Here is a 26,955-nt window from a genome sequence, read left to right as displayed (position 1 = left end):
AACTGGAGTCACCCATGAGCGAGTTCGGCTTCGAAGGACGCGTCGCCGTCGTCACCGGCGCGGGCCGTGGCCTCGGCCGCGCCTACGCCCGTCTGCTGGCGGAGCGCGGGGCGAAGGTCGTCGTCAACGACCTGGGCGGGTCGATGGAGGGCGAGGGCTCCGACGCCGGACCCGCGCAGAAGGTCGTCGACGGGATCGTCGCCGCGGGCGGCGAGGCGGTGGCCGACACGCACGACGTGTCCACGACCGCGGGCGGCGAGGCCGTCATCGGCACCGCGATCGAGAACTTCGGCCGGATCGACGTCCTCGTCAACAACGCCGGGATCATCCGGTACGCGGGCCTGCCGGAGATCGAACTCGACAACCTGGAACGGCACTTGGCCGTCCACCTCCTCGGTTCCTTCAACACGATGCGGGCGGCCTGGCCGCACTTCGTCGAGCAGGGCTACGGCCGGGTCGTCCTGACCACCTCCAGCGGCATGTTCGGCATGGACAACAACCTGTCCTACGCCGCCGCGAAGGCGGGCACGGTCGGCATGGCGCGCAGCGCGAAGCTGGCCGGAGAGCCGCACAACATCAAGGTCAACCTGATCGCGCCGGCCGCGATGACCCGGATGGGCGGCGGCCCCGAGGAGGAACCGACGGAGACCGCGGAGGGCATGCCGTACATGCCGTCGTCGGCGGTGGCACCGATGGTGGCCTACCTCGCGCACGAGAGCGTCCCGGTGAGCGGGGAGATCTACACGGCCGGCGCGGGCCGGTTCGCGCGGGTCTTCCTGGCCTCGACAGAGGGGTACGCGCACGCCGGTGGTGACGCGTCGGTCGAGGACGTGGCGAAGAACTGGGACGCGATCAACGACGAGAAGGGGTACTACGTGCCCGCGGACCTGATGGCGTGGTCCGGGTCGTTCCTCAAGCACCAGTTCGGGTAGTGCGGGTGGGGGGAGGCGGTGAGCCGCCCCGCCTCCCCCTGCCGTCTCAGGTCGCGCGGCTCGCGATCACCCACTTCGACGGCAGTTCGATGCGCGCGCCGTCCGCGGTGAACTCGGTGGTGATCAGCGGCAGTTCGCCGCTCGCGATGACGGTGAGGCCGGCCGCGCGCAGGAGTTCCGGCACCTCGTCGTCGGGCACTTCGCCCGGGGCGATGCCGTGCCGGAAGACCGGGGCGAGTTTCGCCGGCGGCCCTGCCGGGTCCTGGGCCAGTTCGCCGAGGATCGGGCGGGCGGCCTCGGCGAGTTCGACGAGGAAGGCGTGGCCGCGCTCGCCGATGAGCGTGGCGATTCCCTCGACCAGCGGCTGCCGGTCGTCGGGCTCGACCTGGTGCAGTACGCCCCTCATGTAGACGTTGGCGTCGCCGAGTTCGGCGTGCAGGGTCTCGACCTCGGTCTTGTCGGCGGCGTCCAGCAGCCGGTAGGCCGCCTGCCCCGCCCGGTCGTCGTGCCGGGCGTGGTCGAGGGCCGCTGCGGACAGGTCGGCGCCGACGACATGGCTGAACCGGTCGGCGAGGAACCGAGTTTGAGTGCCGTTGCCGCAGCCCAGGTCCACCATCTGCAGACCGGGGTCGCGCAACTTCGGCTCGAACAGGGCGAGATGGAGCCCCACCGTCTGCGCCGCCGCCGCGTCCCAGAAGACGGCCCCTTGTCCGTCGGGCGCCTCGCGCCAGAAACCTTCCCAGGCCTCCCGGTACCGACTGGTCACGCTCATGCCCAACTCCCCAGGATGCGAGGCCGTTCCGCCGTAAGTGACGGGCCAGTACGGTCTATCGCGCCCCGGTCCCGCTCACAAGCGCACGGCGCATTCCTTCACCGCTCATTCGACGGGTGTACGCCGTTGTGCGCCCCTTGCACCCCCTCGGTCGCACCTGCTTCAGCGGCGGGGCAGGGTGAGTTCGAACCAGACGGTCTTGCCCGTGGTCGTACGGCTGGCGCCCCACTCGCGGGCGAGTACGCCGACCAGGTGCAGTCCTCGGCCGAACTCGTCGTCGGGGCCCGCGCCGAGCAGGGACGGCAGGGTGGGGTCGTCGTCGTCCACCTCGCACAGCAGGGTGTCGCCGCGCACCAGGCGCAGTTCGATCCGGCGGCCGTGGGAGTGCCGGAGGGCGTTGGTGACCAGCTCGCCCGCCAACAGGGCGGCGTTGTCGGCGAGTTGGGCGAGGCCCCACGCGTGGAGCTGTTCGCGGACCGCCGCGCGGGCCCGGCCGGCCTCGACCGGGTCGAGGGTGAGCCGCCACTCGGCGACGTCGTCCGGCTCGATGCCGTTGAGGCGGGCCATCAGGAGGGCGACGTCGTCCTTGCGGCCGCCGCGGGTGTTGAGGGTGCGGATGATCGTGTCGCAGGCGTCGTCCATGGACGCGGCCGGGTGCGCGGCCGACTCGCTCAGGGTCGCGAGTCCTACGCCGATGTCCTCGCCGCGCACCTCGACGAGACCGTCGGTGCACATCACGAGCCGGTCGCCGGGCGCCACGCGCACGCGTACCGCCTCGAAGGGCACCCCGCCGACGCCGATGGGCGCGCCCGTGGGCAGGTCGAGCAGCTCGCTGCGGCCGTCCACGGCCCGCACGATCACCGGCGGGATGTGGCCCGCGTTGGCGAGGTGGAGTTCGCCCGCGATCGGGTCGTAGACGACGTACAGGCAGGTCGCGAGGTACGAGTCGCCGAGGCGCTGCGCCAAGTCGTCGAGGTTGCGCAGGAGTTGGGCGGGCGGGAGGTCCATGGCGGCCATGGTCTGCACGGCGGTGCGCAACTGGCCCATCATGGCTGCCGAGTTGAGGCCGTGGCCCATGACGTCGCCGACGACGAGCGCGGTGCGGGCGCCGGGCAGTTTCACCGCGTCGAACCAGTCGCCGCCGACCCGGCCGAGCAGGGTGCCGGGCAGATAGCGGGTGGCGATGTCGCAGCCCGCCATGCGCGGCGGGATGTGCGGCAGCATGCTGTCCTGGAGGGTCTCGGCGACACTCTCCTGGTAGGTGTACATGCGTGCGTTGTCGAGCACGAGGCCCGCGCGGGCGGCGAGTTCGGCGCCGGTGACGCGGTCCATGTCGTTGAACTCGACGCGCTCCGGGTGGCGCAACAGGATCATGAAGCCGAGGACGACGTTGCGGGCCTTGAGCGGGACGACCAGCATGGAGCGGCCGGTGATCAGCGGCCGGATGTCGCGCTTCTCGAACTGCGAGGCGATCATGTGCCCCATCTGTTCGCTGATGCGCGGCACGAGGACGGGTTCGCCGGTGGTCATGCACTGGAAGAACGGGGTGTGCGCCGGGAACGGCATGGCCTCGCCGACCGGTACGACGTCGTCCCAGCGGCCGGGTTCGTCGGTGTGTTCCAGGGCGACCCGGTGCCACATGGTGGTGGTGTCCGGCACGCCGTCCGGGAACCCCTCGCCGGCGACGACCTGTTCGCGGAGGTATGTGCCCGCGACGTCAGTGAACTTGGGGACGACGGCCTTGCTGACCTCGACGATGGTCTGCGCGAGGTCGAGCGAGGTGCCGATGCGGCCGCTGACCTCGTTGAGGAACTCCAACCGGTCGCGCACGGCGGCGTATTCGAGGTCCTCGCCCTCGTCCGCGGCCTCCTGCGGGACGGGCCGGCCTTGGGCGACCGCGAGGGCGGCGCGCTCGCGGCGTGCCTTGCGCTCGGCGCGGCGGGCGACGCCCCAGTCGGGGGTCACCGGCACCCGCTCGTTCTGGCTGAACTCCAGGACGGGATAGCCGAGTTCGAGGACCTGGGCGACGATGCGGGCGCTCTCGTCGACGCTCATGCTGGGCAGGATCTCGGGGAGCCTGCGGGCGAGTTCGTCGGCGCCGGGGAAGTCGGTGTGCAGGGCGAAGCCCGGTGCTATGCGCTCGAAGGCGCGGTCCGCCTCGGGGAGGTCCTGGCGCAGGCCGCCCGCGTCGGCGGCGAGCACCAACAGCCGTTCCTTCCCTGGCCCGACGAGCGGATAGGCCCACCACAGGACGTCCACACGGTCGCTCCCCCAGCCTTCGGCCGGGGGGACCCCCGTCTCGCTTCGCTCGGGCACGGTGAGGCGGGCGCGTCCGGCGGCCGGGTAGGACAGGCGGCCGTCGAGGGAGGACTCCAGGTCGGGGCCGAGTCCGTCGTAGGCGGTGAACCCGCCGTAGGGACTGGTCTCCTCGTCGTCGGGCAGGGCGCCGGAGACGGGGAGGAGGTCGAGGGCCGGCTGGCCGATCGCCTCTTCCTTGGTGGCGCCGAACAGGCGTCGGGCGCCGCGGCTCCAGTGGGAGACCAGGCCGTCGCGGTCGATCAGGATCACGGCGAGGGGGACACGGCCCGTCGCGGTGTGTTCGAGCACCACGTCGTCCCCGGCCCCGCGGCCGGGAGGTGTCTCCCGCTCGGTGCCACGGTCCATGGCCCAGGCCCCTCTCCCCACGGCTCCGCAAGATCTGTGCCGCCACCGACCACGCTACGGGGGCGGCCGGTGGCGATGTGTGGCATTCCTGGAATTGGTTCCACTCCATCGCACCGGCGTGCGCCTCCGCGCTCCGTGGGGCGGGAGTTCAGTCCTCGTGGCCGAGTTGGAGATCGCGCTCGGTGCGTCCCCCGCCCGCCACTTGGAGCACGGTGGCCACGGGCGGGTACCCGGCGGCGATCACCGTGTACTCGCCGGAGGACAGGTCGATGAACCGGAACGTTCCGTCGGGTCCGGTGGTGAGGGTGTCGACCACGTTGCCCGCCGCGTCGAGGAGCGTCACGCGCGCGTCCTCGACGGGCCGCCCGCCGCTCGCCCTGACGGTGCCGCGCAGCACGGCGCCGCCGGCGAGTTCGACATCCTGGCGGGTCTCGCGGGACGCCTGGACGCTGACGGGGAGCGCGGCCGGGCGGAACGCGGGCGCGCTGGCGGCGAGGGTGTACTCGCCGGCCACCAACTCGCTGATGACATAGGTGCCTTCGCGCCCGCTGCGGGTACTGGCGACGACCTCGCCGTGCACGTTGGTGAGCGTCACGGCGGCCTCCCGCACCGGGGTGCCGTCCGCGGTCACCACGCTCCCGGCGAGGCGTCCGGCGCCGCCGAGGACGACGTCCAGCTCGACGGGCCGCTCGCCGACGGTGACGGACACCGCCTGCGGCTGGTGCCCGCCGGCCGCCGCGATCAGGACGTACGACCCGGAGCCGGGCGTCGACAGCGCGTACCGCCCGTCCGCGCCGCTGGCCCCGCGCCCGATCTGCTGGCCGGAGACGTCGATGAGGGTGAGCGCGGCACGGGGCACGACGGTCCCGTCGGGGTGCTGCACCGTGCCGCAGACGGGGATTCCGGCCGCGTACGCCGAACGGGCCTGCGGGATCGGGGAGTTGTTGAGGGGCGCGGCCTCGGACGTCTCGGCGGGGGCGTTGTGGGACACCAGCGGTTTCTCCTTGAGGAAGAAGGCGATGAGCAGGCCGAGGGCGAGCACCGGCACCAGGTAGAGGAAGATCCGCGGCATGGCGTCGGCGTACGCCTGGATGTAGCCGTCGCGCAGGGCCGGGGGCAGCGTGTGGACGAGCTGCGGGGTGATGGACTCGGGGTCGGGAAGACCGGCACCCGCGCGCGCGGGGATGCGGTCGCGCAGGGCGTCGGTGAGCCGGTTCGCGAACAGGGTGCCGAAGATCGCGGCGCCGACGCTGCCGCCGATCTGCCGGAAGTAGTTGTTGGCGCTGGTGGCGGTGCCGAGGTCGGCGGGCCGTACGGAGTTCTGCACGGCGAGGACGAGGACGGGCATCACCATGCCGATGCCGGCGCCGAGGACGGCCATCCAGACGCTGTACTGCAGCCGGGAGGTGTCGACTTCGAGCCGGGACAGCAGCCACATGCCGAGGGTGGCCAGCGCGCTGCCGAGGAGGGGGTAGATCTTGTAGCGGCCGGTGTGGCTGATGAGCTGCCCGGAGACGATGGACGCGCCGACGATGCCGCCCATCATCGGCAGCATCAACAGTCCCGATTCGGTGGCACTCGCCCCGTCGACCATCTGCAGGAAGGTCGGAAGATAGCTGGCGGCCCCGAACAGCGCGACCCCGATCACCAGGCCCACGAGGGCGGTGACGTTGAAGACGGCGTCCTTGAACAGCCGTAGCGGGATGAGGGGTTCGGGCGCGAAGCGCTCGGCGACGACGAAGAGGACCGCGGCGGCCACCGCTCCCGCGCCGAGCCCGAGGATGACGTGCGAGCCCCACGCGTACTCGGTCCCGCCCCAACTGGTCAGCAGGACCAGGCAGGTTGAGGCGGCGGCGAGGAGGAGCGCGCCGAGGATGTCGAGGCGCGCCTTGACGGTCGGCTTCGGCAGTCTCAGTACGACGGTCACGACGGCGAACGTCACCACGCCGAAAGGCACGTTGATGTAGAAGCACCACCTCCAGGAGAGGTGGTCGGTGAAGTAGCCGCCGAGCAACGGCCCCGCCACGGAGGCGAGTCCGAAGGTGGCGCCGATCAGGCCCATGAAGCGACCGCGCTCCCGGGGCGGCACGATGTCCGCGATGATCGCCTGCACGCCGATCATGAGTCCGCCCGCGCCGATGCCCTGCACCGCGCGGAACGCGATGAGCTGGTCCATGGACTGGGCGCGGCCCGAGAGCGCGGAGCCGATGACGAAGACGCCGATCGCGAACTGGAACACGCTCTTGCGGCCGAGGAGGTCGCCGAGTTTGCCGTAGACCGGGAGTCCGACGGTGGAGGTGAGGAGGTAGGCGGTGATCGCCCAGGACATCTTGTCCAGGCCGTGCAGTTCGCCGACGATCTTCGGGAGCGCGGTGGCGACGATCATCTGGTCGAGGGCCGCGAGCAGCAGCGCGAGCATCAGGCCGAGGAACACCAACCGCACGCGGCGCGGGCTCAGTTCGGCCTTCTCGACGGGTGCGGGGACGGGTGTCTCCGGGGGTGCCGGGGCCTGTTCGTCCTGCACCAGAGTCGTCCCGCCCACGTACCGCTCCCCTCGTCGCGCCTGCCGCACAATTCCCGCTTTAGGCGACAACTGCGAGCAAGCGTGACGAGTTACGGCGTACGCCCGGCTCGAACGGAGATCCACTCGAACCGGTGAGGGACGCGGCCGGAGCGCCAACGCGCCCTGGCGGCTTGGCCCTTGGGGCCTACTTCTCGACCTCGGCGGCGAGCCTGTCGAGCACCAGGTCGTAGATCCGGCCGAGGCCCTTGGGGGCGAAGGTGCGCTCGAAGAAGCCGCCGATGCCGGTGGCACCGTCCCACGTGCTGGTCACGACGACGCGGGACTTGCCCTCGCCGGCCGGGGTGACCCGCCAGGTGGTGACCATGGTGGAGTTGCGGTCCTTCTCGACCAGTTCGCCCTCGGTGGGCTCGCTGACCTCCAGGAGGCAGTCGCGGACGCGCTTGCTGGTGGCCTGGAGCTTCCAGTGGACGAGGGTGCCCTCGCCGTCGCCGCCCTCGCGTACCTCGTACTCGCTGAACTGCTCGGGCAGCACCTTCGCGCGCGTGCCGCTGTAGTCGGCGAGGGCGTCGAAGACAGCCTCCGCGTCGGCTGCGACGACCCGCTCGGTAGTCGCCTCGACCTGCGCCATCGGTTTCCTCCAGGACATGAGTCAGGACATGGGTTCTCGGGGTCGGGGCAAGCCAACCACCCCCGCCCACGGCCACCCAAATCGGGGTGCCTCAAGGCGTCGGAAGCGATCGGGAATGACACTTGCACAGTAATTCGAACAAGTGTTTCACTCGGAGGGCAGGCCTACTTAGGAGGCGTCATGCGCTGGGAGAACCTCACCGCCGAGTCCGGCGGTCACAGCCGGGCGGCCGACGCCGCGCTGTTCGGCGCGGACGCCGTGGTCAGCCGTACCTTCGACACACCCGAGTTCCGCGGGATCACCTTCCACGAGGTGCGGGCCCGCTCGATCATCAACCGGGTGCCGGGGGCCTCCCGCATGCCCTTCGAGTGGACGGTCAACCCGTACCGGGGCTGCTCGCACGCGTGCGTGTACTGCTTCGCCCGCAAGTCGCACAGCTACCTGGACCTCGACACCGGCCTCGGCTTCGACTCGCAGATCGTGGTCAAGGTGAACGCGCCGGACCTGCTGCGCCGCCAGCTCGGCTCCCGGCGCTGGCTGGGCGAGCACATAGCGATGGGCACGAACGTCGACTGCTACCAGCGCGCGGAGGGCCGCTACCGGCTGATGCCGGGCATCCTCGGCGCCCTGCGCGACCACGCGAACCCCTTCTCGATCCTCACGAAGGGCACGCTGATCCTGCGCGACCTGGACCTCCTGGTGCAGGCCTCCGAGGTCACCGACGTCGGCGTCTCGGTCTCCGTAGGCTTCACCGACCCGGCGCTGTGGCGCACGGTGGAGCCCGGCACGCCGTCCCCGGAGCGGCGCCTGGACGCCGTACGGACACTGACCGGACACGGCATCGACGTCGGGGTCCTGATGGCCCCGGTGATCCCCTTCCTGAGCGACCACCCGGCCCAACTGCGCGCCACCGTAAGGGCGATAGCGGCCTCCGGGGCCTCCTCGGTGACACCCCTGGTGCTGCATCTGCGGCCCGGCGCCCGCGAGTGGTTCATGGCCTGGCTCGGGCAGCACCACCCGCACCTGGTGCGCCGTTACGAGCGGCTGTACGCGGAGGGCGCGTACGCCCCGAAGTGGTACCAGCGCCGGATCACCCGTCAGGTCCACGACCTGGCGCAGGAGTACGGCATCGGTCCCGCGCGCGCGGGGATGCCGCGCCGGATCCCCGAGCCGCCGGACCCGGCGGCTCAGCCGGTGTCCGAGCCGACGCAGCTCACGCTGATCTGAGCGCGTTCGCCCCTGAGCCGACCCGGGGGCGCTTCCCACCGAACCGAGGGCGTTCGAGCGGATCCGGCGGCCCAATTGGGTCAAGTATGGGCTGAACAGGTTCTTCCGCCCCGAGATTTCGGGACTATGCGGCGAGGACGGACCGCGAAAACCCGCTGTCCGCCGCCTCTCCGTCCTGGGAGGACGTATGAGAAAACGCGCAGCCGTACTGTGCGGTGCCGCCGTCGTCGTGGCCGGGACGGTCACCGCTCTCCCCGCCGACGCGAGCACCGCGCACCCCACGAGCGCCGTCCAGGCTGCGAAGCTCAGCTGGAAGAGCTGTGCCACCACGGACTATCCGACGCTCCAGTGCTCAAGCGTCAAGGTGCCCCTGGACCACGCGAACCCGCACGGCAAGCAGATCTCGCTCGCCCTGTCCCGCGTCCCGCACACCGCGAAGACGTACCAAGGACCGCTGCTGGTCAACCCCGGCGGCCCCGGCGGCAGCGGACTGACCCTCGCGGGCTTCGTCGCGTCCTCGCTGCCCAAGGCGGTGGCGTCCCAGTACGACGTCATCGGCTTCGACCCGCGCGGTGTCGGCAAGAGCACCCCCGCCCTCGACTGCGATCCCGGCTACTTCAACCCGGTGCGCCCCGACTCGGTGCCGAGCACCCCGGCACTGGAAAAGGCCAACCTCACGCGCGTGAAGGCCTATGCCGCCGCCTGCGGCAAGAAGTACGCGAACGTGCTGCCGTACATCGACACGATCAGCGCCGTGCGGGACATGGACTCGATCCGGGCGGCGCTCGGCGCGAAGAAGATCAACTACTTCGGTTACTCGTACGGCACCTACCTGGGTGCCGTGTACGCGAAGCTCTACCCGGAGCGCGTACGCCGCCTGGTCCTCGACTCCATCGTCGATCCCACCGGTGTCTGGTACGACGACAACCTCGGCCAGGACTACGCCTTCAACGACCGCCAGCAGGCGCTCATGGCGTGGATCGCGAAGTACAACTCCACGTACAAGCTCGGCACCGACCCGGCCAGGATCGAGGCCAAGTGGTACGCGATGCGGAAGGCGCTCGCGAAGAAGCCGGCGGGCGGGAAGGTGGGGGCCTCCGAGCTGGAGGACACCTTCATCCCGGGCGGGTACTACAACGGCTACTGGCCTTATCTCGCCGAGGCGTTCGCGGCCTACGTGAACGACAAGAACGCCGATCCGCTGGTCGAGACGTACGAGAACTTCGCCGCGATCGACGCCTCCGGGGACAACGGGTACAGCGTCTACACCTCGGTGCAGTGCCGTGACGCGTCCTGGCCGCGCGACTGGAACCAGTGGCGCAAGGACAACTGGGCGGCCTACGACAAGGCGCCGTTCATGGTGTGGAACAACGCCTGGTACAACGCGCCGTGCGCGTTCTGGCCGACGAAGTCGGAGCAGCCGATCAACATCGCCAACGGCAAGCTGCCGCCGGTGCTGCTGTTCCAGGCGACGAACGACGCGGCCACTCCGTACGAGGGCGGCGCGACGGTCCACCAGATGCTGGCCGGTTCGAGTTTCGTGGTCGAGCAGGGCGGCGGGAACCACGGCATCACGCTGAGCGGGAACGCCTGCCTGGACAAGTACCTGGCGACGTATCTGACCGACGGCAAGGTGCCGCGCAGTGGCCGCGAGGTCGACGCGGTGTGCCAGAAGACGCCGGACCCCCAGCCACTGACCACGGCGAAGGCGGCGACGAGCACGGCACACGGTTCGACGCTGCACGGCCTGCTGGGCTTCCGCGGCTGAGCCCCGCCCGACTGTCCCCCGGGGGCGGGAATCCTCGTTGTCAGACCCATGGTCCACCATGGACGCATGAGTGAGCTGACGAGGATTCCCGCCCCCGACGGCGTCGCCCCCGCGACGGCCTACACCCACGTCGTGACGGGCACCGGCCGCTTCGTCGCGATCTCCGGCCAACTCGCCCTGGACGAGGACGGCAAGCTCGTCGGCGAGGGCGATGCGGCGGCCCAGGCCCGCCAGGTCTTCGAGAACCTCCGCCGCTGCCTGGCCTCCGCGGGCGCCACCTTCGACGACGTGGTCAAACTGACCTACTTCGTCACGGACATGGCCCACATGCCGGCCATCCGCACGGCCCGCGCGGCACACATACCCGACGACCGGCTTCCTGCCGCCTCGGCCGTCCAGGTCGCCGCGCTGGTGCGACCGGAGTTCCTGATGGAGATCGAGGCGTTCGCGGTGATCGCCGAGCAATCCCGGCAAGCCGAGTAATTCGGGGGCAGGCGCGGCTAATTGGGAGGCGGGCGCGGTCGGCGCATCCCTAGGGTGCCGCCATGGACGACGCCGAGCCCCCGCAGATCCGCCCGATGACCCTCGCCGACTGCGACCGCGTCTCCGAAATCCGCGTCCTGGGCTGGCAGTTCGCGTACCGGGGCCTCATGCCGCAGCCCTTCCTCGACGCCCTCAGCGCGAAGACCGACGCCGAACGCCGCCGGGCCCGCTTCGGGCAAGGGGACGGCAGCGTGCTGAACCTGGTCGCGACGCGGGGCGCCGAACTCATCGGCTGGGCCGCGATCGGACCGTACCGCGACGGTGAACTCCGCACCGGGGAGGCCGAGTTGTACGCCATCTATCTCGACCCCCGGTACGTGAGCACCGGCGTCGGCCGGGCCCTCATGCAGGAGGCCCTACGGCAGTGCGCTGCCCGAGGTCACGACCGCGTCCGCCTCTGGGTCGTCCGGGGCAACGCCCGCGCCCGCCGCTTCTACGAGCGCGCGGGCTTCCGGGCGGACGGCGCGGAGGAGCCGTACGAGGTGGAGGGGGTCGCGGTGCCCGAGCTGCGGTACGTCAAGGAACTGAGGGGCTGAGCGCCGCACGGGGCCGACGGCTCACCGCTGCCGTGGAATCCGCCCCAGCGCGTGCACCGCAGCCTCCGCCAGTGCCGGGTGGGCGAGCGCGTCGTTCAGTACCGGTCTGGCGCGCGGGTCGGCCAGTTCGCCGAGGCCCTCGACGCAGGCCAGGGCCACGCGGCGGTACGGGTCGTGCGGGCGGAGGCGGCGCTGGAGGGTGGTGATGAGGGCGGGGACCGACTCGGGGGCGTGGAGATCGGCCAGGAGTCGGACGGGCTGCAGGGCGTAGGCGACGCGGAGTTCGTTGGTGGCGAGGGCGGCGGCAGCGCGGGCGGTGCGGGGGTCGTCGAGGCGGGCCAGGGCGTACGCGGCGGAGGCACAGCGCTGTGGTTCGCGGTGGTTGAGGAGGAGGACCAAGGACTCGAAGGCACGCCGGTCGCGGGCGAGGCCCAGGCGGAACGCGGCCAACTCCCTTGCCCACAGCGGATGGCCGGGGGCGGTGAGGACCTCCGCCAGTTCGTCGAGGTCGCCGGTCGCCACGAGTCGCTCGTACGGCACCGCTCCTCCCGACTCCTGCCGTAAGCGCTCCGTGAGTGATCGCAACTCTTCGTCCATGAAACCGAGCCTATGGGTGTCACAGGAAGCCCGGGACCTACATCACAAACTCGGGGGCTGGCGCGCTCGTTACTCACCGGTTAAGCTCAGGTGAGCGAGTTACCCACTCGTGTATCTCCTTACGGCGGCCTGGTGACGCAGCCGCCGTGAGTGCAGTCGGTTCGGTGCCTCGTGTACCGCGGTACGACCAGGCCTGGGACAGGGCCGGTCGGAACTCCCTCTTCTCGCCGGGCGTATGCGCTCGTCGCCCGGCATCACCCGCACTCCGTGCGCTCCCAGTCGTCACCCTCATTCCAGGAGTCCCGCGATGGCAGCTCCCCTGTCCGACGCTCCCCTGTCCCCGTTCAAGACCATTGCCGTCGTCGGTCTCGGCACGATGGGCACCGGTATCACCGAGGTCCTCGCCCGGGCCGGCCGCGACGTCGTCGGCATCGACGTCAGCGAGGCCGCGACCGCCCACGCCGTCGCCGCCCTGGAGACCGCGACCGCCCACGCCGTGCGGCGCGGCCGGCTGACCGAGCAGGAGCGCACCGACGCCCTGGCCCGCGTCCGCACCTCCACCGATCTGAGCGCCGCGGCCGACGCCGACCTGGTCATCGAGGTGGCCCCGGAGTCGTACGAGATCAAGCACCAGATCTTCCGCGAGCTGGACGGGGTCGTGCGACCCGACACCATCCTCGCGACCGGTACGAACGCCCTCTCCGTGACCCGGCTGGCGGCCGATTCGGCCCGCCCCGAGCGGGTGTTGGGGCTGCACTTCTTCAACCCGGCGCCCGCGATGAAGCTGGTCGAGGTCGTCTCCTCGGTGCTGACCGCGCCCGCCGCCGTCGCCGCCGTCACCGAGCTGGCGATCGAGCTGGGCAAGGAGCCCGTCGCGGTCGGCGACCGGCCCGGGTTCGTCGCGGACGGGCTGCTGTTCGGCTACCTCAACCAGGCGGCCGCGATGTACGAGGCGAAGTACGCCTCCCGCGAGGACATCGACGCCGCGATGCGGCTCGGCTGCGGGCTCCCCATGGGCCCCCTCGCGCTCCTCGACCTCATCGGCATCGACACCGCGCGCACGGTCCTGGAGGCCATGTACGCCGAGTCCCACGACCGCCTGCACGCCCCCGCGCCGATCCTGAAACAGCTCAGCGAGGCGGGCCTGACCGGCCGTAAGACGGGCCGCGGCTTCTACTCCTACGAGACTCCCGGCAGCGCGACCGTCGTGCGGGACGCGCTGACCCCGGTCGAGGGCGCGCGGCTCACCCCGGGTCGTACGGTCCGCTCGGTCGGTGTCGCCGGTTCCGGGACCATGGCGTCCGGTATCGCCGAGGTCTTCGCCAAGGCCGGGTACGAGGTCGTGCTCGCCGCGCGCAGCGAGGAGAAGGCGCAGGTCGCCAAGTCCCGTATCGGCAAGTCGCTTTCACGCTCCGTCGACAAGGGCCGTATGACCGCCGAGGCCGCCGCGCAGGCCCTGGAGCGGATCACTCCGGCGGGCTCCTACGACTCCTTCGCGGACGTCGACCTGGCCGTCGAGGCGGTCGCCGAGGACCTGGAGATCAAGCAGCAGCTGTTCGCGACGCTGGACAAGGTCTGCAAGCCGGGCGCGGTCCTGGCCACCACGACCTCGTCGCTCCCGGTCGTCGCGTGCGCCCGCGCCACCTCGCGTCCGCAGGACGTGATCGGCATGCACTTCTTCAACCCCGCACCGGCCATGAAGCTGGTCGAGGTGGTCCGTACGGTGTTGACGGATGTTGACGTCCAATCAACAGTGCACGAGGTCTGCGTCAAGATCAAGAAGCATGCGGTCGACTGTGGTGACCGAGCTGGATTCATCGTCAACGCACTGCTTTTCCCGTACCTCAACAACGCGATCAAGATGGTGCAGGAGCACTATGCGTCTCTTGACGACATCGATGCCGCGATGAAGCTGGGCGGCGGCTACCCGATGGGCCCCTTCGAGCTGTTGGACGTCGTCGGGCTCGACGTGTCCCTCGCGATCGAGAAGGTCCTGCACCGCGAGTTCCGCGACCCGGGCCTGGCTCCGGCACCGCTCCTGGAGCACCTGGTGGCCGCGGGCTGCCTCGGCCGCAAGACGGGCCGCGGCTTCCGCGAATATGCCCGCCGCTGAGCATCCCGGCGGGCCGTTCGCGGTCGACGGCGACTGGGGCGGGCTGCTCGATCCCGCCGGAGAACCCCTGCCCACAGCGGGCGGGGGAAACCCCGGACGTGCGCGCCAAGCTGCGCACATGCAGTACGTTCGGGTCATGCCCCAGCCCGCCAAGCCCTCCCGTACACCAGCCACGCCCGACGCACCGGAGAGTGCCGCGGGCAGTCGTGCCGCCGCCCAGCGCCTCAAGATGCGGCGCGAGTTGGCGGCGGCCGCGATGGAGCTGTTCGCGACCAAGGGGTACGAGGCGACCACCGTCGACGAGATCGCGGCCGCGGCCGGGGTCGCGCGCCGGACCTTCTTCCGCCACTTCCGCTCCAAGGAAGAGGCGATCTTTCCCGACCATGACGACACCTTGATCCGGGCCGAGGCGGTGCTCAATGCCGCCCCCGCGCACGAGCACCCGCTCGACACGGTGTGCCGGGGCATCAAGGAAGTCATGCGCATGTACGCGGCCCAGCCGGAGATCTCGGTCGCCCGCTACAAGCTGACGCGCGAGGTGCCCACCCTGCGCGAGGCCGAGATCGCGTCGGTGGCCCGCTACGAGCGGCTGTTCACGCGCTACCTCCTGGGCCACTTCGACGAGCACGCGCACGACGACGACGCCAACGACGACCCGCTGCTAGCCGAGGTCGCCGCCTCGGCCGTGGTCACCGCCCACAACCACGTGCTCCGGCGCTGGCTGCGGGCCGGCGGCCAGGGCGACGTCGAGGCACAGCTCGACCACGCCTTCGGGATCGTACGGAAGACGTTCGGCAGCGGCATCGGCGCCGGCCGCACCACGACCCCCAAGCCGGCCACGGCGATGGTGCACCAGCAGGGCGAGGTCCTGGTGACCGTCGCCCGCACCGACGCCCCGCTGGACGAGGTCATGCGGACCATCGAAGAGGCACTGCGGGACCGCTGAGGACCCTCGGGCCCCTACGGGCTCTGTGATGACGGCCGCCCCACGGGGTGGCCGTTTTGGCATGTCAGAGCCCCTTTTCGCGCACCTTTCAGACCCCGTTCGATCGATCATCGCTCATTTGTTACGTAAAGATTTCACCCGAGAGCGATTCATGGCACTCGGTGCCTTGCGGGGTGACACGCAGTGTCATACGTTGAAGAGGTCCGGGCGGCCGGCGTGCAGAGACCATTCGTACGCCGGCTGTCCCCGCAACCCACCACTGGGCTGCGCGCCCGGACGCCTGCGTCACAGGCAACCTCCCGCGCCACAAAGCGCTGCCGAAGCACCACCCGCCGAACCGACGGCACCTCAGCACCCACCCTCAGCAGCAGCACCGACGTAACCATCGGCGCCCCTCCCTCAGGGCGCACTTCGCCGGAGGCAACACCGTGACCGTCAAGGACATCCTCGAAGCGATCCAGTCGCCGGACTCGACTCCGGCCGATTTCGCCGCCCTGCCGCTCCCCGAGTCGTACCGCGCGATCACCGTGCACAAGGACGAGACGGACATGTTCGCGGGCCTCACCACCCGCGACAAGGACCCCCGCAAGTCGATCCACCTGGACGACGTCCCGGTGCCCGAACTGGGCCCGGGCGAGGCCCTGGTGGCCGTGATGGCCTCCTCGGTCAACTACAACTCCGTGTGGACCTCGATCTTCGAGCCGCTGTCGACGTTCGGCTTCCTGGAGCGCTACGGCAAGCTCAGCGAGCTCACCAAGCGGCACGACCTGCCGTACCACATCATCGGCTCCGACCTCGCGGGCGTCGTCCTGCGCACCGGCCCGGGCGTGAACGCCTGGAAGCCCGGTGACGAGGTCGTCGCGCACTGCCTGAGCGTGGAGCTGGAGTCGAGCGACGGGCACAACGACACGATGCTCGACCCCGAGCAGCGGATCTGGGGCTTCGAGACCAACTTCGGCGGGCTCGCCGAGATCGCGCTCGTCAAGTCCAACCAGCTGATGCCCAAGCCGGGCCACCTGTCGTGGGAGGAGGCCGCCGCCCCGGGGCTGGTGAACTCCACCGCCTACCGGCAGCTGGTCTCCCGCAACGGCGCCGGCATGAAGCAGGGCGACAACGTCCTCATCTGGGGCGCGAGCGGCGGACTCGGCTCGTACGCCACGCAGTTCGCGCTCGCGGGCGGCGCCAACCCGATCTGTGTCGTCTCCAGCGAGCAGAAGGCGGACATCTGCCGGGCGATGGGCGCGGAGGCGATCATCGACCGCACCGCCGAGGACTACAAGTTCTGGGCCGACGAGCACCACCAGGACCCGCGCGAGTGGAAGCGCTTCGGCAAGCGGATCCGTGAACTCACCGGCGGCGAGGACGTGGACATCGTCTTCGAGCATCCAGGCCGCGAGACCTTCGGCGCAAGCGTTTACGTCACCCGCAAGGGCGGCACGATCGTCACCTGCGCGTCGACCTCCGGGTTCAACCACGAGTACGACAACCGCTACCTGTGGATGTCCCTGAAGAAGATCGTGGGCTCCCATTTCGCCAACTACCGCGAGGCCTGGGAGGCCAACCGGCTGGTCGCGAAGGGCAAGATCCACCCGACGCTCTCCAAGGTGTACTCCCTGGAGGAGACCGGCCAGGCCGCCTACGACGTCCACCGCAACCTCCACCAGGGCAAGGTCGGCGTCCTGTGCCTCGCCCCCGAGGAGGGCCTCGGCGTGCGCGACGAGGAGAAGCGCGCCCAGCACATCGACGCCATCAACCGCTTCCGGAACATCTGAGGTCCTGAGATGACTGAGCGTCAGACCATCGACGGGCGACGGGAGAAGGACCGGCCGTGGCTCATGCGCACGTACGCCGGTCACTCCACGGCCGAGGCGTCCAACGAGCTGTACCGGCGCAACCTCGCCAAGGGCCAGACCGGTCTGTCGGTCGCGTTCGACCTGCCGACGCAGACCGGCTACGACTCCGACCACATCCTCGCCCGCGGTGAGGTCGGCCGGGTCGGCGTGCCGGTGGCCCACGTCGGTGACATGCGCCGGCTGTTCCAGGACATCCCCCTGGACCAGATGAACACCTCGATGACGATCAACGCCACCGCCATGTGGATGCTGGCGCTCTATCAGGTCGTCGCGGAGGAGCAGGGCGTCGACATCACCCTGCTCCAGGGGACGACCCAGAACGACATCGTCAAGGAGTACCTGTCGCGGGGCACGCACGTGTTCCCGCCGGTTCCCTCGCTCCGGCTGACGACCGACATGATCTGCTACACGGTCAACCACATCCCCAAGTGGAACCCGATCAACATCTGCAGCTACCACCTCCAGGAGGCCGGGGCCACCCCGGTCCAGGAGATCGCGTACGCCATGTCCACCGCGATCGCCGTCCTGGACGCGGTGTTCGCGTCCGGCCAGATCCCGGAGGACCGCAGGGGCGATGTCGTCGCCCGCATCTCCTTCTTCGTGAACGCGGGCGTCCGCTTCATCGAGGAGATGTGCAAGATGCGCGCCTTCGGCCGCATCTGGGACGAGGTCACCCGCGAGCGCTACGGCATCGAGAACCCGAAGCAGCGCCGCTTCCGCTACGGCGTCCAGGTCAACTCCCTGGGCCTGACGGAGGCGCAGCCGGAGAACAACGTCCAGCGGATCGTGCTGGAGATGCTGGCCGTGACGCTGTCGAAGGACGCACGCGCGCGTGCCGTGCAACTCCCGGCGTGGAACGAGGCGTTGGGGCTCCCCCGGCCCTGGGACCAGCAGTGGTCGCTGCGCATCCAGCAGGTGCTGGCGCACGAGAGCGACCTGTTGGAGTACGCGGACATCTTCGAGGGCTCGCACGTCATCGAGGCGAAGGTGGCCTCCCTGGTCGAGGAGTCCCTCGCCGAGATGGACCGCATCGAGGAGATGGGCGGCGCGATGGCCGCCGTCGAGTCGGGCTACCTGAAGTCGCAGCTCGTGTCCTCGCACGCCGAGCGGCGGGCCCGTATCGAGTCCGGTCGAGAGAAGATCGTCGGCGTCAACATCTTCAACACGACCGAGCCCAATCCGCTCACCGCCGACCTCGACACGGCGATCCAGACGGTCGACCCGGCCGTCGAGGCGCGTGTCATCGAGTCGTTGCAGCGCTGGCGGGACACGCGCTACCAGCCGCCGTTCAACCACCCGCGCCCGTGCAAGGCGCTGGAGCGGCTGAAGGAGGCCGCCAAGGGCACCGACAACCTCATGGAGGCCACCCTGGAGTGCGCCCGCGCCGGTGTCACGACCGGCGAGTGGGCCGGGGCCCTGCGCGAGGTGTTCGGCGAGTTCCGGGCGCCCACGGGCGTCTCGTCGGCGCCGGTGGCGGTGCCCGCCGAGGAGGGCTCGGCGATGGCCGAGGTGCGCCGCAAGGTGGATGTGACGGCCCGCGAGATGGGCGCCGGGAAGCTGCGCTTCCTGGTCGGCAAGCCGGGCCTGGACGGGCACTCCAACGGCGCCGAGCAGATCGCCGTACGCGCGCGTGACGCCGGCTTCGAGGTGGTCTACCAGGGCATCCGGCTGACCCCGGAGCAGATCGTGGACGCGGCCCTCGCCGAGGACGTGCACGCGGTCGGCCTGTCCATCCTGTCCGGCTCGCACGCCCAGTTGGTGCCGGACGTGCTGGACCGGCTGCGCGAGGCCGGCGCGGCCGACATCCCGGTGATCGCGGGCGGGATCATCCCGAACGCCGACGCGGAGTTGCTCAGGGCCGCGGGAGTGGCCGCGGTCTTCACCCCGAAGGACTTCGACATCACGGGAATCATCGGCCGTATCGTCGACGAGATCCGGAAAGCGAACAAGCTCGACCCTCTGGAGGTCCCCGCATGACCACGCCCGCCCCCGTCAACCGGCTTCGCCCGCGGCGCTCCTGTCTCGCGGTCCCCGGGAGCAACCCGCGCTTCCTGGAGAAGGCGCAGGGCCTCCCGGCCGACCAGGTCTTCCTGGACCTGGAGGACGCGTGCGCGCCGCTCGCCAAGCCCGAGGCGCGGCACACCATCGTCAAGTTCCTCAACGAGGGCGACTGGACGGGCAAGACGCGGGTCGTGCGCGTCAACGACTGGACGACCGAGTGGACGTACCGCGATGTCGTCACGGTCGTCGAGGGCGCCGGGCAGAACCTCGACTGCATCATGCTGCCGAAGGTGCAGGACGCCCAACAGGTCGTGGCGCTCGACCTGTTGCTCACGCAGATCGAGAAGACGATGGGCTTCGAGGTCGGCAAGATCGGCATCGAGGCGCAGATCGAGAACGCGCAGGGACTCAACAACGTCAACGAGATCGCGACGGCCTCGCAGCGCGTCGAGACGATCATCTTCGGTCCCGCCGACTTCATGGCGTCGATCAACATGAAGTCCCTCGTCGTGGGCGAGCAGCCGCCCGGCTACCCGGCGGACGCCTACCACTACATCCTGATGAAGATCCTGATGGCCGCCCGCGCCAACAACCTCCAGGCGATCGACGGTCCTTACCTCCAGATCCGCAACCTCGACGGCTACCGCGCGGTCGCCCAGCGTGCCGCCGCGCTCGGCTTCGACGGCAAGTGGGTGCTGCACCCCGGCCAGGTCGAGGCGTCCAACGAGATCTTCTCGCCGTCCCAAGAGGACTTCGACCACGCCGAGTTGATCCTGGACGCGTACGACTACTACACGTCCGAGGCCGGCGGCAAGAAGGGCTCCGCGATGCTCGGCGACGAGATGATCGACGAGGCCAGCCGCAAGATGGCGCTCGTCATCTCGGGCAAGGGCCGGGCCGCCGGTATGGAGCGCACGTCCAAGTTCGAAGCCCCGGAGGCCTGAGCACCATGCAGTTCGGACGCACCTACGAGGAGTTCGAGGTCGGCGCGGTCTACAAGCACTGGCCCGGGAAGACGGTCACGGAGTACGACGACCACCTCTTCTGTCTCCTGACGATGAACCACCACCCGCTCCACATGGACGCCAACTACGCCGAGAACACGACGGACTTCGGCAAGAACGTGGTGGTCGGCAACTACATCTACTCGCTGCTCCTGGGCATGTCGGTGCCGGACGTGTCGGGCAAGGCGATCGCCAACCTGGAGGTCGAGTCGCTCAAGCACGTGGCGCCGACCTTCCACGGGGACACGATCTACGGCGAGACGACGGTCCTCGACAAGACGCCCTCCAGGTCGAAGAACGACCGCGGGATCGTCTACGTCGAGACCAAGGGCTACAAGCAGGACGGCACGCTGGTCTGCGTGTTCCGCCGCAAGGTGATGGTGCCGACCGAGACGTACATCAAGGAGCGCGGCGGCGAGCAGCCCGGCCGCCCCCAGCTCAAGGAGCAGGAGAAGTAGCCATGGCGCGACTCGCCCAGACCGCCGGTCTCACCGACATCCAGCGGGAAATCCTGTCCACCGTCCGCGACTTCGTGGACAAGGAGATCCTCCCGGTCGCCACCGAGCTGGAGCACCGCGACGAGTATCCGCAGCAGATCGTCGACGGGCTCAAGGAGTTGGGCCTGTTCGGCCTGATGATCCCGGAGGAGTACGGCGGCCTGGGCGAGTCCCTGTTGACGTACGCCCTGTGCGTGGAGGAGATCGCGCGCGGGTGGATGTCGGTGTCCGGGATCATCAACACCCACTTCATCGTGGCCTACATGCTCAAGCAGCACGGCACGCAGGAGCAGAAGGACCACTTCCTGCCGCGCATGGCGGCCGGCGACATCCGGGGCGCGTTCTCCATGTCGGAACCGGCGTTGGGCTCCGACGTCTCGGCGATCACGTCGAAGGCGGTGAAGGACGGTGACGAGTACGTCCTGACCGGCCAGAAGATGTGGCTGACGAACGGCGGTACGTCGTCACTCGTCGCCGTCCTCGTGCGAAGTGACGAAGGACACCCGGAGGGCACCGCGCCCCACAAGTCGATGACGACCTTCCTGATCGAGAAGGAGCCCGGTTTCGGAGAGGTCCGGCCCGGTCTCACCATCCCGGGGAAGATCGACAAGATGGGCTACAAGGGCGTCGACACCACCGAGTTGATCATGGACGGCCTGCGGATTCCGGCCGATCGGGTCCTCGGCGGCGGGACCGGCCGAGGTTTTTACCAAATGATGGACGGAGTCGAGGTGGGCCGCGTCAATGTGGCGGCGCGTGGCTGCGGCGTCGCTCAGCGTGCCTTCGAACTGGGCGTCTCGTACGCGCAGCAGCGTCACACCTTCGGGAAGCCCATCGCCCAGCACCAGGCGATCCAGTTCAAGCTCGCGGAGATGGCTACCAAGGTCGAGGCCGCCCATGCGATGATGGTCAATGCGGCACGCAAAAAGGACTCCGGGGAACGAAACGACCTTGAGGCAGGGATGGCGAAGTACCTCGCCTCCGAGTACTGCAAGGAGGTCGTCGAAGACGCCTTCCGGATCCACGGCGGGTACGGCTTCTCCAAGGAGTACGAGATCGAACGCCTCTACCGCGAGGCGCCGATGCTGTTGATCGGCGAAGGTACCGCCGAAATCCAGAAAATGATCATCGGGCGCAGGTTGCTCGAAGAGTATCGATTCCAGGGCTGATTGTCCGTTTCGGGGTGTTTTCTTCGAGAAGAAGATCACACCCCGTCAACGCTCCTCAGCCGCCGACTCGGCTTCCTGGCTTGCCCAGTTGTGGCCCGCGACCGGTACGATCCCGGGAAAGCCGCCGTCCCCCGTTTACTGCGCGGCATCATCCGCTACGAAGGTCATCCATGCCCCACAGCCAAACCTCTGCACCACGCGACAGCCTGGCAGGCGTACGCCTCGCGCGCGGAGCATCGCCGTGGCTCCTGCCGACCGTCGCCACCGCAGCCCTCAGCCTGGTACGTGCGCGCAAGTCCGGCGCCGCCAAGGTCGTGGCCGTACCCGCCACCGCGCTCGCGGCGGGCATGCTGTGGTTCTTCCGCGACCCCGAGCGCGAGATCACCCAGGGCCGGGTCATCTCTCCCGCCGACGGTGTGGTGCAGAGCATCATGCCGTGGAAGGACGGTCGCACCCGCGTCGCCATCTTCATGAGCCCGCTGAACGTCCACGTCAACCGCGCGCCGCTCTCCGGCACGGTGACGTCGGTCGAGCACATCCCGGGCGGTTTCGTTCCCGCGTTCAACAAGGAGAGCGAGAACAACGAGCGGGTCGTCTGGCACTTCGACACCGAGCTCGGTGACATCGAGATGATCCAGATCGCCGGCGCCGTCGCCCGCCGCATCGTCCCCTACGTTCCGCAGGGCACGAAGGTCGAGCAGGGCGAGCGCATCGGACTGATCCGCTTCGGTTCACGCGTCGACATCTACCTCCCCGAGGGTGTCGAGGTGGACGTGGAGGTCGGCCAGAAGACCGTGGCTGGGGTGACTCGCATTGACCGTGGTTGATCCGGAGACACAGGCGGGCTGGGTGCCCGAGGCCGATGAGGTGGACGACGAGGAGGAGATGCCTCTTTCTCTCCGCCTCTCAATAGCGGACACCCTCACCCTCGGCAACGCCACCTGCGGCTTCATGGCGGTGTACTTCACCACCACCGGCATCCTGATCCCGCACCTGACGGGCAACGACGAGTCGACCGGCATGGCCCGCCACAGCGCGGCCACCGCGGTCATCCTGATGCTGTGCGCGGCGGTCTTCGACCTCTTCGACGGCCTCGTTGCCCGCAAGCTGCGCTCCTCCCCCATGGGCGCGGAGCTGGACAACCTGTCGGACCTGATCAGCTTCGGCCTCGCGCCGGCGTACTTCGTCCTCGTCTACGGCATGGTCGCCGACGACGCGCACCAGAGAGTGGCCGCGGTCGGAGCGATCGTCGTGCTGCTGGCGGTGGTGCTGAGACTGGCCCGCTTCTCGTGCGTGACACCGCCGAACGGCATGTTCCAGGGCATGCCCTCCCCGTTCGGTGCGTTGACGGTGGTCTCGATCGTGCTGCTGGAACTGCCCTTCGTGGCAACGCTGCTCGCGATCCTGGGCACCGCCTGGCTGATGGTGAGCCGGGTCGAGTACCCGAAGCCGCGCGGTCGCCTCGCGGTCGCGATGCTCGCCTGGATCGTCCTGTCGATGGGCCTGCTGGCATCCTGGGCGTTCGACGCCCCGGGCGGCCAACTGCTCCTCCAGACGGGCTGCGCGCTCCAGCTGGTCATGGGCGCGGTGATCCCGCTGTTCGCGACGGCCCGCCGCGTGAACAACTTCCGCGGCAACCGCCGCGAGGCCCGGGCGGCACAGCTGCCGTAGTTCTTCAGAGCTGACGAAGGGCCCCGAACCGTCTTACGGTTCGGGGCCCTTCACCGTTCCTCGGGGTGAGCCTCAGACCAGGAAGTCCCGCGCGATGTTCTCCGCCACCCGCTCCAGGATCGGACCCGCCTCCGCGATGCACTTCACGACGTCCGGTTCCAGGGCCGTGAGCGGGTACGCCCGGCGGATGCCGGCGTGGCCCAGGGACTGCGGTGGGAGGGCGAGGCGGCCGCAGACGGCGACGACCTCCTTGCCCTCGGCGCGGGCCGCCGCGGCGACGCCTGCCGGGGCCTTGCCGTGGAGGGTCTGTTCGTCGAGGGAGCCCTCGCCGGTGATGACGAGGGTGGCGCCTTCCAGGGCGGCGGCGAAGCCGAGGACGTCGAGCATGACGTCGATGCCGGGGCGGAAGCGGGCGCCGAGGAGGAGGGCGCCGTAGCCGATGCCGCCGGCGGCGCCTGCTCCGGGTGCGGCGGCGTACTCGGCGGCCTTGGCGCCGATCGCCTCCTCCAGGACCTTGGCGTAGTGGCCGAGGGCGGCGTCGAGGGCGTCCACGTCGTCGGGGGCGGCGCCCTTCTGGGGGCCGTAGACCGCGGGGGCGCCCTTGGGGCCGGTGAGGGGGTTGTCGACGTCGCTCGCGAGGATCAGGTCGACGGAGGTGAGGCGTGGGTCGAGGCCGGTGAGGTCGGCCGAGGCGAGGTCGGTCAGGGCGCCGCCGCCCGGGGGCACCGGTTCGCCCTCCGCGTCCAGGAAGCGGGCGCCGAGCGCGGAGAGCATGCCCGCGCCGCCGTCCGTTGTGGCGCTGCCGCCGACGCCGAACACGATCGTGCGGGCGCCCGCGTCGAGCGCGGCCCGCAGCAGTTCGCCGGAGCCGTACGTCGAGGAGGTCAGCGGGGCGAAGACGCCCTTGGGCAGGCGTTGCAGCCCGCTCGCCTCGGCCATCTCCACGACGGCCGTGTCGCCGCGTACCGCGAAGGCCGCGGTGACCTCGTCGCCGAGGGGTCCGGCGACCCGTATCTCCCGTCGCTCGAAGCCCGCCGCGACGGCCGCGTCCACCGTGCCGTCGCCGCCGTCGGCGACCGGCATCGCCGTCACGTCCAGATCGGGTACGACCCGGCGCAGCCCGGCCGTCACCCGCTCGGCGACCTGCACGGCCGTCAGCGACCCCTTGAACTTGTCCGCGGCGATGAGCACCCTGTGGGTGCCCCTCTGTGCAGCGTTCGCCACCTTGCGATCCCCTTGCTCTACGGGCCCCCGCGCGTTCAGGGGCCAGTCGCGCCGCTGCGACCTTAACCGGCGGACGCCCCCGCCGTCATGCCCCGACCGAACGCTGGGACCGGGCTGAGCAGACCCTGTGCCGCTGCCCGGCCCGGAATCGGGTACACCGGAGGTATGACCCCTGTAGGCACTGAACCGGCGCTCGCGGACCGCGTCCTCGGGGGCTGGCTGGGCCGGATCGCGGGCAACATGCTCGGCAAGCCGGTCGAGCAGGGCGACCTGTGGACGCGCGACCGCATCGACCGCTACCTCCGGCAGGCCGCCGCCCTGCCGCTGACCGACTACCTCCCCGAGCCGCCGAGCGAGCACGACGGCTTCGAGCTGCGCCCCGAGTGGCAGCGGTGCGTGCGCGGCCGGATCCACGGCAGCTGCCGTGACGACGACGTCGACTACGCGATCCTCGGCCTCGACCTCCTGGAGACCCACGGCTTCGGCTTCAGCACCGAGCAGGTCGGCGAACTGTGGCTCCGGAGACTGCCGTACCTGCAGACCTTCACCGCCGAGCGCGCCGCCTACCGCAACCTCGCCAACGGCCTCAAGCCACCGCTGACGGCGACGCACGAGAACCCGTACCAGGAGTGGATCGGCGCCCTCATCCGTGCCGACATCTACGGCTGGACCAGCCCGGGCGACCCGCGTCGCGCGTCCCAACTCGCGCGCAGGGACGCGGTGTTGTCCCACTCCGGGAACGGTGTCTACGGCGCGATGTGGGCCGCCGCCCTCGTCTCGGCGGCGTTCACCGCGCCGACCGTGCGGCACGCGCTGGACACCGCGCTGACCGTGATCCCGCCGGGCTGCCGTCTCGCGCGGACCGTGCGCCGGGTGCTCACGCTGCACGAGACCCGGATGACCTGGGAGGACACGCTCACCACACTGTCCGAGGAGACCGCCGGGCTCGGCTGGATCCACACGATCCCGAACGCGGCCGTCCTCACCGCCGGACTCCTGTACGGCGACGGCGACTTCACCCGCACCATCACGCTGACCGTGCGCGGCGGCCTGGACACCGACTCGAACGGCGCGACGGCCGGTTCGGTCGCCGGGGTGCTGACCGGCGCGGACGCGATCCCGGACCAGTGGAAGGACCCGTTGGAGGACACCGTGCGCAGTGCGGTGTTCGGCTTCGACGGCGTGCGGATCAGTGAACTGGCCGCGCGGACCGTGCAGTTGGCGGAGGCCACCGACGCCTAGACGGCGCCCTGCGCGATGAGGCTCCGGGCGCAGTCGAGGACGGCCTCGCGGGCGGGGCGGGGTTCCCAGCCGAGGACGCGGCGGGCCTTCTCCGTGCTGTGGCGGTTGCGGCGGCCGAGCGCGGGGGTGATCTCGCGCAGGGACGGGTCCCGGAAGCGGGCGGCGAGGCGGACGGCGAAGTCCGGGAGGCGGCGCGTGGAGACGGTTCGGCCGTGCTCGCCGAGGCCGTCGCGCAGGGTGCGGGCGATGTCCTCCATCCACACGAACTCCCCGGTGGCCAGGAAGCGTTGACCGGCGGCCCGCGGTGATTCCATCGCCCGGATGTGGACGTCGACCAGGTCGCGGACGTCCACGACTTCGAGGCCGATGCGGGGCACGCCGGGCATCTTGCCGCTCACCATGCGCGCGATGATGCCGACGGAGCCCATGTTCGCGGTGGTGAGGACCGGTCCAAAGACGGCGCCGGGGAGCACGGTGGTCAGCTCGGTCGGACCGTCGTAGTCAGCCATGAAGTCCCAGGCGGCCCGCTCCGCGAGGGTCTTGGAGCGGCGGTACGGGATCAGGGTGGGGTCGTCTGGATCGGTCCAAAGCGACTCGTCCGTGACGCCTTCAGAGGCGTACGACGAGGGGCTCGCGGCGTTCGCGGCCGAGGTCATCACCACGCGTCGTACGCCCGCCTCGGTGGCCGCGCGCAGAACGCGCAGGGCGCCACCGCGGGCCGCCGCGATCAGCGCGTCGGGGTCGTCCGAGGCGGCGCCGAGCGGGGAGGCGACGTGCAGGACGAAGTCGACGCCCTTGAGCGCGGCGTCCCAGCCCTCGTCGGCGGTGAGGTCGGCGACGGCGAAGCTCAGCCGGCCGGCGGGGTCGACGACGGTCGCGACGGCGTCGGTGACCGCGCGTTCCCTGCCCGGGGCGCGGACGGTCGTACGGACGTCGTAGCCGCGGCGGAGCAGTTCGGCGACGCACCAGCCTGCGATGTAGCCGCTGCCTCCGGTGACGAGGACGAGTTCGGGCATGACGGTGCTCCCTGCGGTGCCGGGTGGG

22 protein-coding genes are annotated in these 26,955 nt (G+C 70.2%); 15 read left to right on the top strand and 7 right to left on the bottom strand.

Features of this window, described 5'->3' with window-relative positions; all coding sequences use genetic code 11:
- Positions 1-14 precede the first annotated feature (14 nt).
- Positions 15-932, top strand: a complete 918-nt coding sequence (locus OG407_RS40270; protein ID WP_405865040.1) for an SDR family NAD(P)-dependent oxidoreductase — start codon at positions 15-17, stop codon at positions 930-932.
- Positions 933-978: 46 nt separating this feature from the next.
- Here the strand turns inward: OG407_RS40270 and OG407_RS40265 are convergent, their stop codons facing one another.
- From OG407_RS40265 to OG407_RS40250, 4 genes are all read right to left on the bottom strand, one after another.
- Positions 979-1,704: a class I SAM-dependent methyltransferase gene (locus OG407_RS40265; protein WP_405865038.1), complete on the bottom strand. Its 726-nt coding sequence runs from the start codon at positions 1,702-1,704 to the stop codon at positions 979-981.
- 162 nt (positions 1,705-1,866) lie between these two features.
- A complete protein-coding gene (locus OG407_RS40260; RefSeq protein ID WP_405865036.1) occupies positions 1,867-4,368 on the bottom strand; it encodes a SpoIIE family protein phosphatase in 2,502 nt (833 codons plus the stop codon).
- Between the two features lie 148 nt (positions 4,369-4,516).
- Entirely contained in the window at positions 4,517-6,910 is a 2,394-nt protein-coding gene (locus tag OG407_RS40255) for an MFS transporter (RefSeq protein WP_405865034.1), read from the bottom strand.
- A gap of 166 nt (positions 6,911-7,076) precedes the next feature.
- Positions 7,077-7,520 (bottom strand): SRPBCC family protein, encoded by a 444-nt coding sequence (locus OG407_RS40250; RefSeq protein WP_399389462.1) that lies wholly within the window; start codon positions 7,518-7,520, stop codon positions 7,077-7,079.
- A gap of 180 nt (positions 7,521-7,700) precedes the next feature.
- Here OG407_RS40250 and OG407_RS40245 point away from each other — a divergent pair, with 180 nt between their 5' ends.
- The 4 genes from OG407_RS40245 to OG407_RS40230 all read left to right on the top strand — a co-directional run bounded on the left by OG407_RS40245 (position 7,701) and on the right by OG407_RS40230 (position 11,594).
- Positions 7,701-8,747, top strand: a complete 1,047-nt coding sequence (locus OG407_RS40245; RefSeq protein ID WP_405865032.1) for an Rv2578c family radical SAM protein — start codon at positions 7,701-7,703, stop codon at positions 8,745-8,747.
- Between the two features lie 187 nt (positions 8,748-8,934).
- On the top strand, positions 8,935-10,515 hold the full coding sequence (locus OG407_RS40240) for an alpha/beta hydrolase (protein WP_405865030.1): 1,581 nt from the start codon (positions 8,935-8,937) through the stop codon (positions 10,513-10,515).
- A gap of 66 nt (positions 10,516-10,581) precedes the next feature.
- On the top strand, positions 10,582-10,998 hold the full coding sequence (locus OG407_RS40235) for a RidA family protein (protein ID WP_405865028.1): 417 nt from the start codon (positions 10,582-10,584) through the stop codon (positions 10,996-10,998).
- A gap of 62 nt (positions 10,999-11,060) precedes the next feature.
- Positions 11,061-11,594 carry a GNAT family N-acetyltransferase gene (locus tag OG407_RS40230; protein WP_405865026.1) on the top strand — a complete coding sequence of 178 codons (534 nt, stop codon included), beginning with the start codon at positions 11,061-11,063 and terminating at the stop codon, positions 11,592-11,594.
- A gap of 21 nt (positions 11,595-11,615) precedes the next feature.
- Here OG407_RS40230 and OG407_RS40225 read toward each other — a convergent pair whose 3' ends face one another.
- Entirely contained in the window at positions 11,616-12,191 is a 576-nt protein-coding gene (locus OG407_RS40225) for an adenylosuccinate lyase (RefSeq protein WP_405865024.1), read from the bottom strand.
- Positions 12,192-12,498: 307 nt separating this feature from the next.
- Between OG407_RS40225 and OG407_RS40220 the strand changes: the two genes are divergently transcribed.
- The 9 genes from OG407_RS40220 to pssA all read left to right on the top strand — a co-directional run bounded on the left by OG407_RS40220 (position 12,499) and on the right by pssA (position 23,445).
- Entirely contained in the window at positions 12,499-14,304 is a 1,806-nt protein-coding gene (locus OG407_RS40220; RefSeq protein ID WP_405865022.1) for a 3-hydroxyacyl-CoA dehydrogenase family protein, read from the top strand.
- 118 nt (positions 14,305-14,422) lie between these two features.
- Positions 14,423-15,250 (top strand): TetR family transcriptional regulator, encoded by an 828-nt coding sequence (locus OG407_RS40215; RefSeq protein ID WP_033279584.1) that lies wholly within the window; start codon positions 14,423-14,425, stop codon positions 15,248-15,250.
- A 428-nt stretch (positions 15,251-15,678) separates the two neighbouring features.
- Positions 15,679-17,022 carry a crotonyl-CoA carboxylase/reductase gene (gene ccrA / locus OG407_RS40210; protein ID WP_405865020.1) on the top strand — a complete coding sequence of 448 codons (1,344 nt, stop codon included), beginning with the start codon at positions 15,679-15,681 and terminating at the stop codon, positions 17,020-17,022.
- A gap of 9 nt (positions 17,023-17,031) precedes the next feature.
- Positions 17,032-19,080: a protein meaA gene (locus OG407_RS40205; protein ID WP_405865018.1), complete on the top strand. Its 2,049-nt coding sequence runs from the start codon at positions 17,032-17,034 to the stop codon at positions 19,078-19,080.
- Positions 19,077-20,048, top strand: coding sequence for a CoA ester lyase (locus OG407_RS40200; protein ID WP_033279385.1), 972 nt, complete (start codon positions 19,077-19,079; stop codon positions 20,046-20,048). Before OG407_RS40205 ends, OG407_RS40200 begins: the two co-directional genes overlap by 4 nt.
- A 5-nt stretch (positions 20,049-20,053) precedes the next feature.
- Positions 20,054-20,566, top strand: a complete 513-nt coding sequence (locus OG407_RS40195) for a MaoC family dehydratase (protein ID WP_033279386.1) — start codon at positions 20,054-20,056, stop codon at positions 20,564-20,566.
- A 2-nt stretch (positions 20,567-20,568) separates the two neighbouring features.
- Complete coding sequence (locus OG407_RS40190; RefSeq protein WP_405865016.1) at positions 20,569-21,774, top strand: acyl-CoA dehydrogenase family protein; 1,206 nt, start codon at positions 20,569-20,571, stop codon at positions 21,772-21,774.
- Between the two features lie 170 nt (positions 21,775-21,944).
- On the top strand, positions 21,945-22,601 hold the full coding sequence (locus tag OG407_RS40185) for a phosphatidylserine decarboxylase (protein ID WP_200688558.1): 657 nt from the start codon (positions 21,945-21,947) through the stop codon (positions 22,599-22,601).
- A gap of 22 nt (positions 22,602-22,623) precedes the next feature.
- Positions 22,624-23,445 carry a CDP-diacylglycerol--serine O-phosphatidyltransferase gene (gene pssA / locus OG407_RS40180; protein WP_019062931.1) on the top strand — a complete coding sequence of 274 codons (822 nt, stop codon included), beginning with the start codon at positions 22,624-22,626 and terminating at the stop codon, positions 23,443-23,445.
- Between the two features lie 72 nt (positions 23,446-23,517).
- Here the strand turns inward: pssA and OG407_RS40175 are convergent, their stop codons facing one another.
- Positions 23,518-24,636, bottom strand: coding sequence for a glycerate kinase (locus OG407_RS40175; RefSeq protein ID WP_405868853.1), 1,119 nt, complete (start codon positions 24,634-24,636; stop codon positions 23,518-23,520).
- A 198-nt stretch (positions 24,637-24,834) separates the two neighbouring features.
- Between OG407_RS40175 and OG407_RS40170 the strand changes: the two genes are divergently transcribed.
- On the top strand, positions 24,835-25,911 hold the full coding sequence (locus OG407_RS40170; protein WP_405865014.1) for an ADP-ribosylglycohydrolase family protein: 1,077 nt from the start codon (positions 24,835-24,837) through the stop codon (positions 25,909-25,911).
- Here OG407_RS40170 and OG407_RS40165 read toward each other — a convergent pair.
- Complete coding sequence (locus tag OG407_RS40165; RefSeq protein WP_405865012.1) at positions 25,908-26,927, bottom strand: NAD-dependent epimerase/dehydratase family protein; 1,020 nt, start codon at positions 26,925-26,927, stop codon at positions 25,908-25,910. The two genes, OG407_RS40170 and OG407_RS40165, sit on opposite strands and share 4 nt — an antisense overlap.
- Between the last annotated feature and the right edge of the window lie 28 nt (positions 26,928-26,955).

The sequence above is a fragment of the Streptomyces sp. NBC_01515 genome (genome assembly GCF_045040345.1).
Lineage (GTDB): Bacteria > Actinomycetota > Actinomycetes > Streptomycetales > Streptomycetaceae > Streptomyces.
Note: the sequence above shows the minus strand (reverse complement) of the source record. Positions and strands in the feature narration are given on the sequence as shown.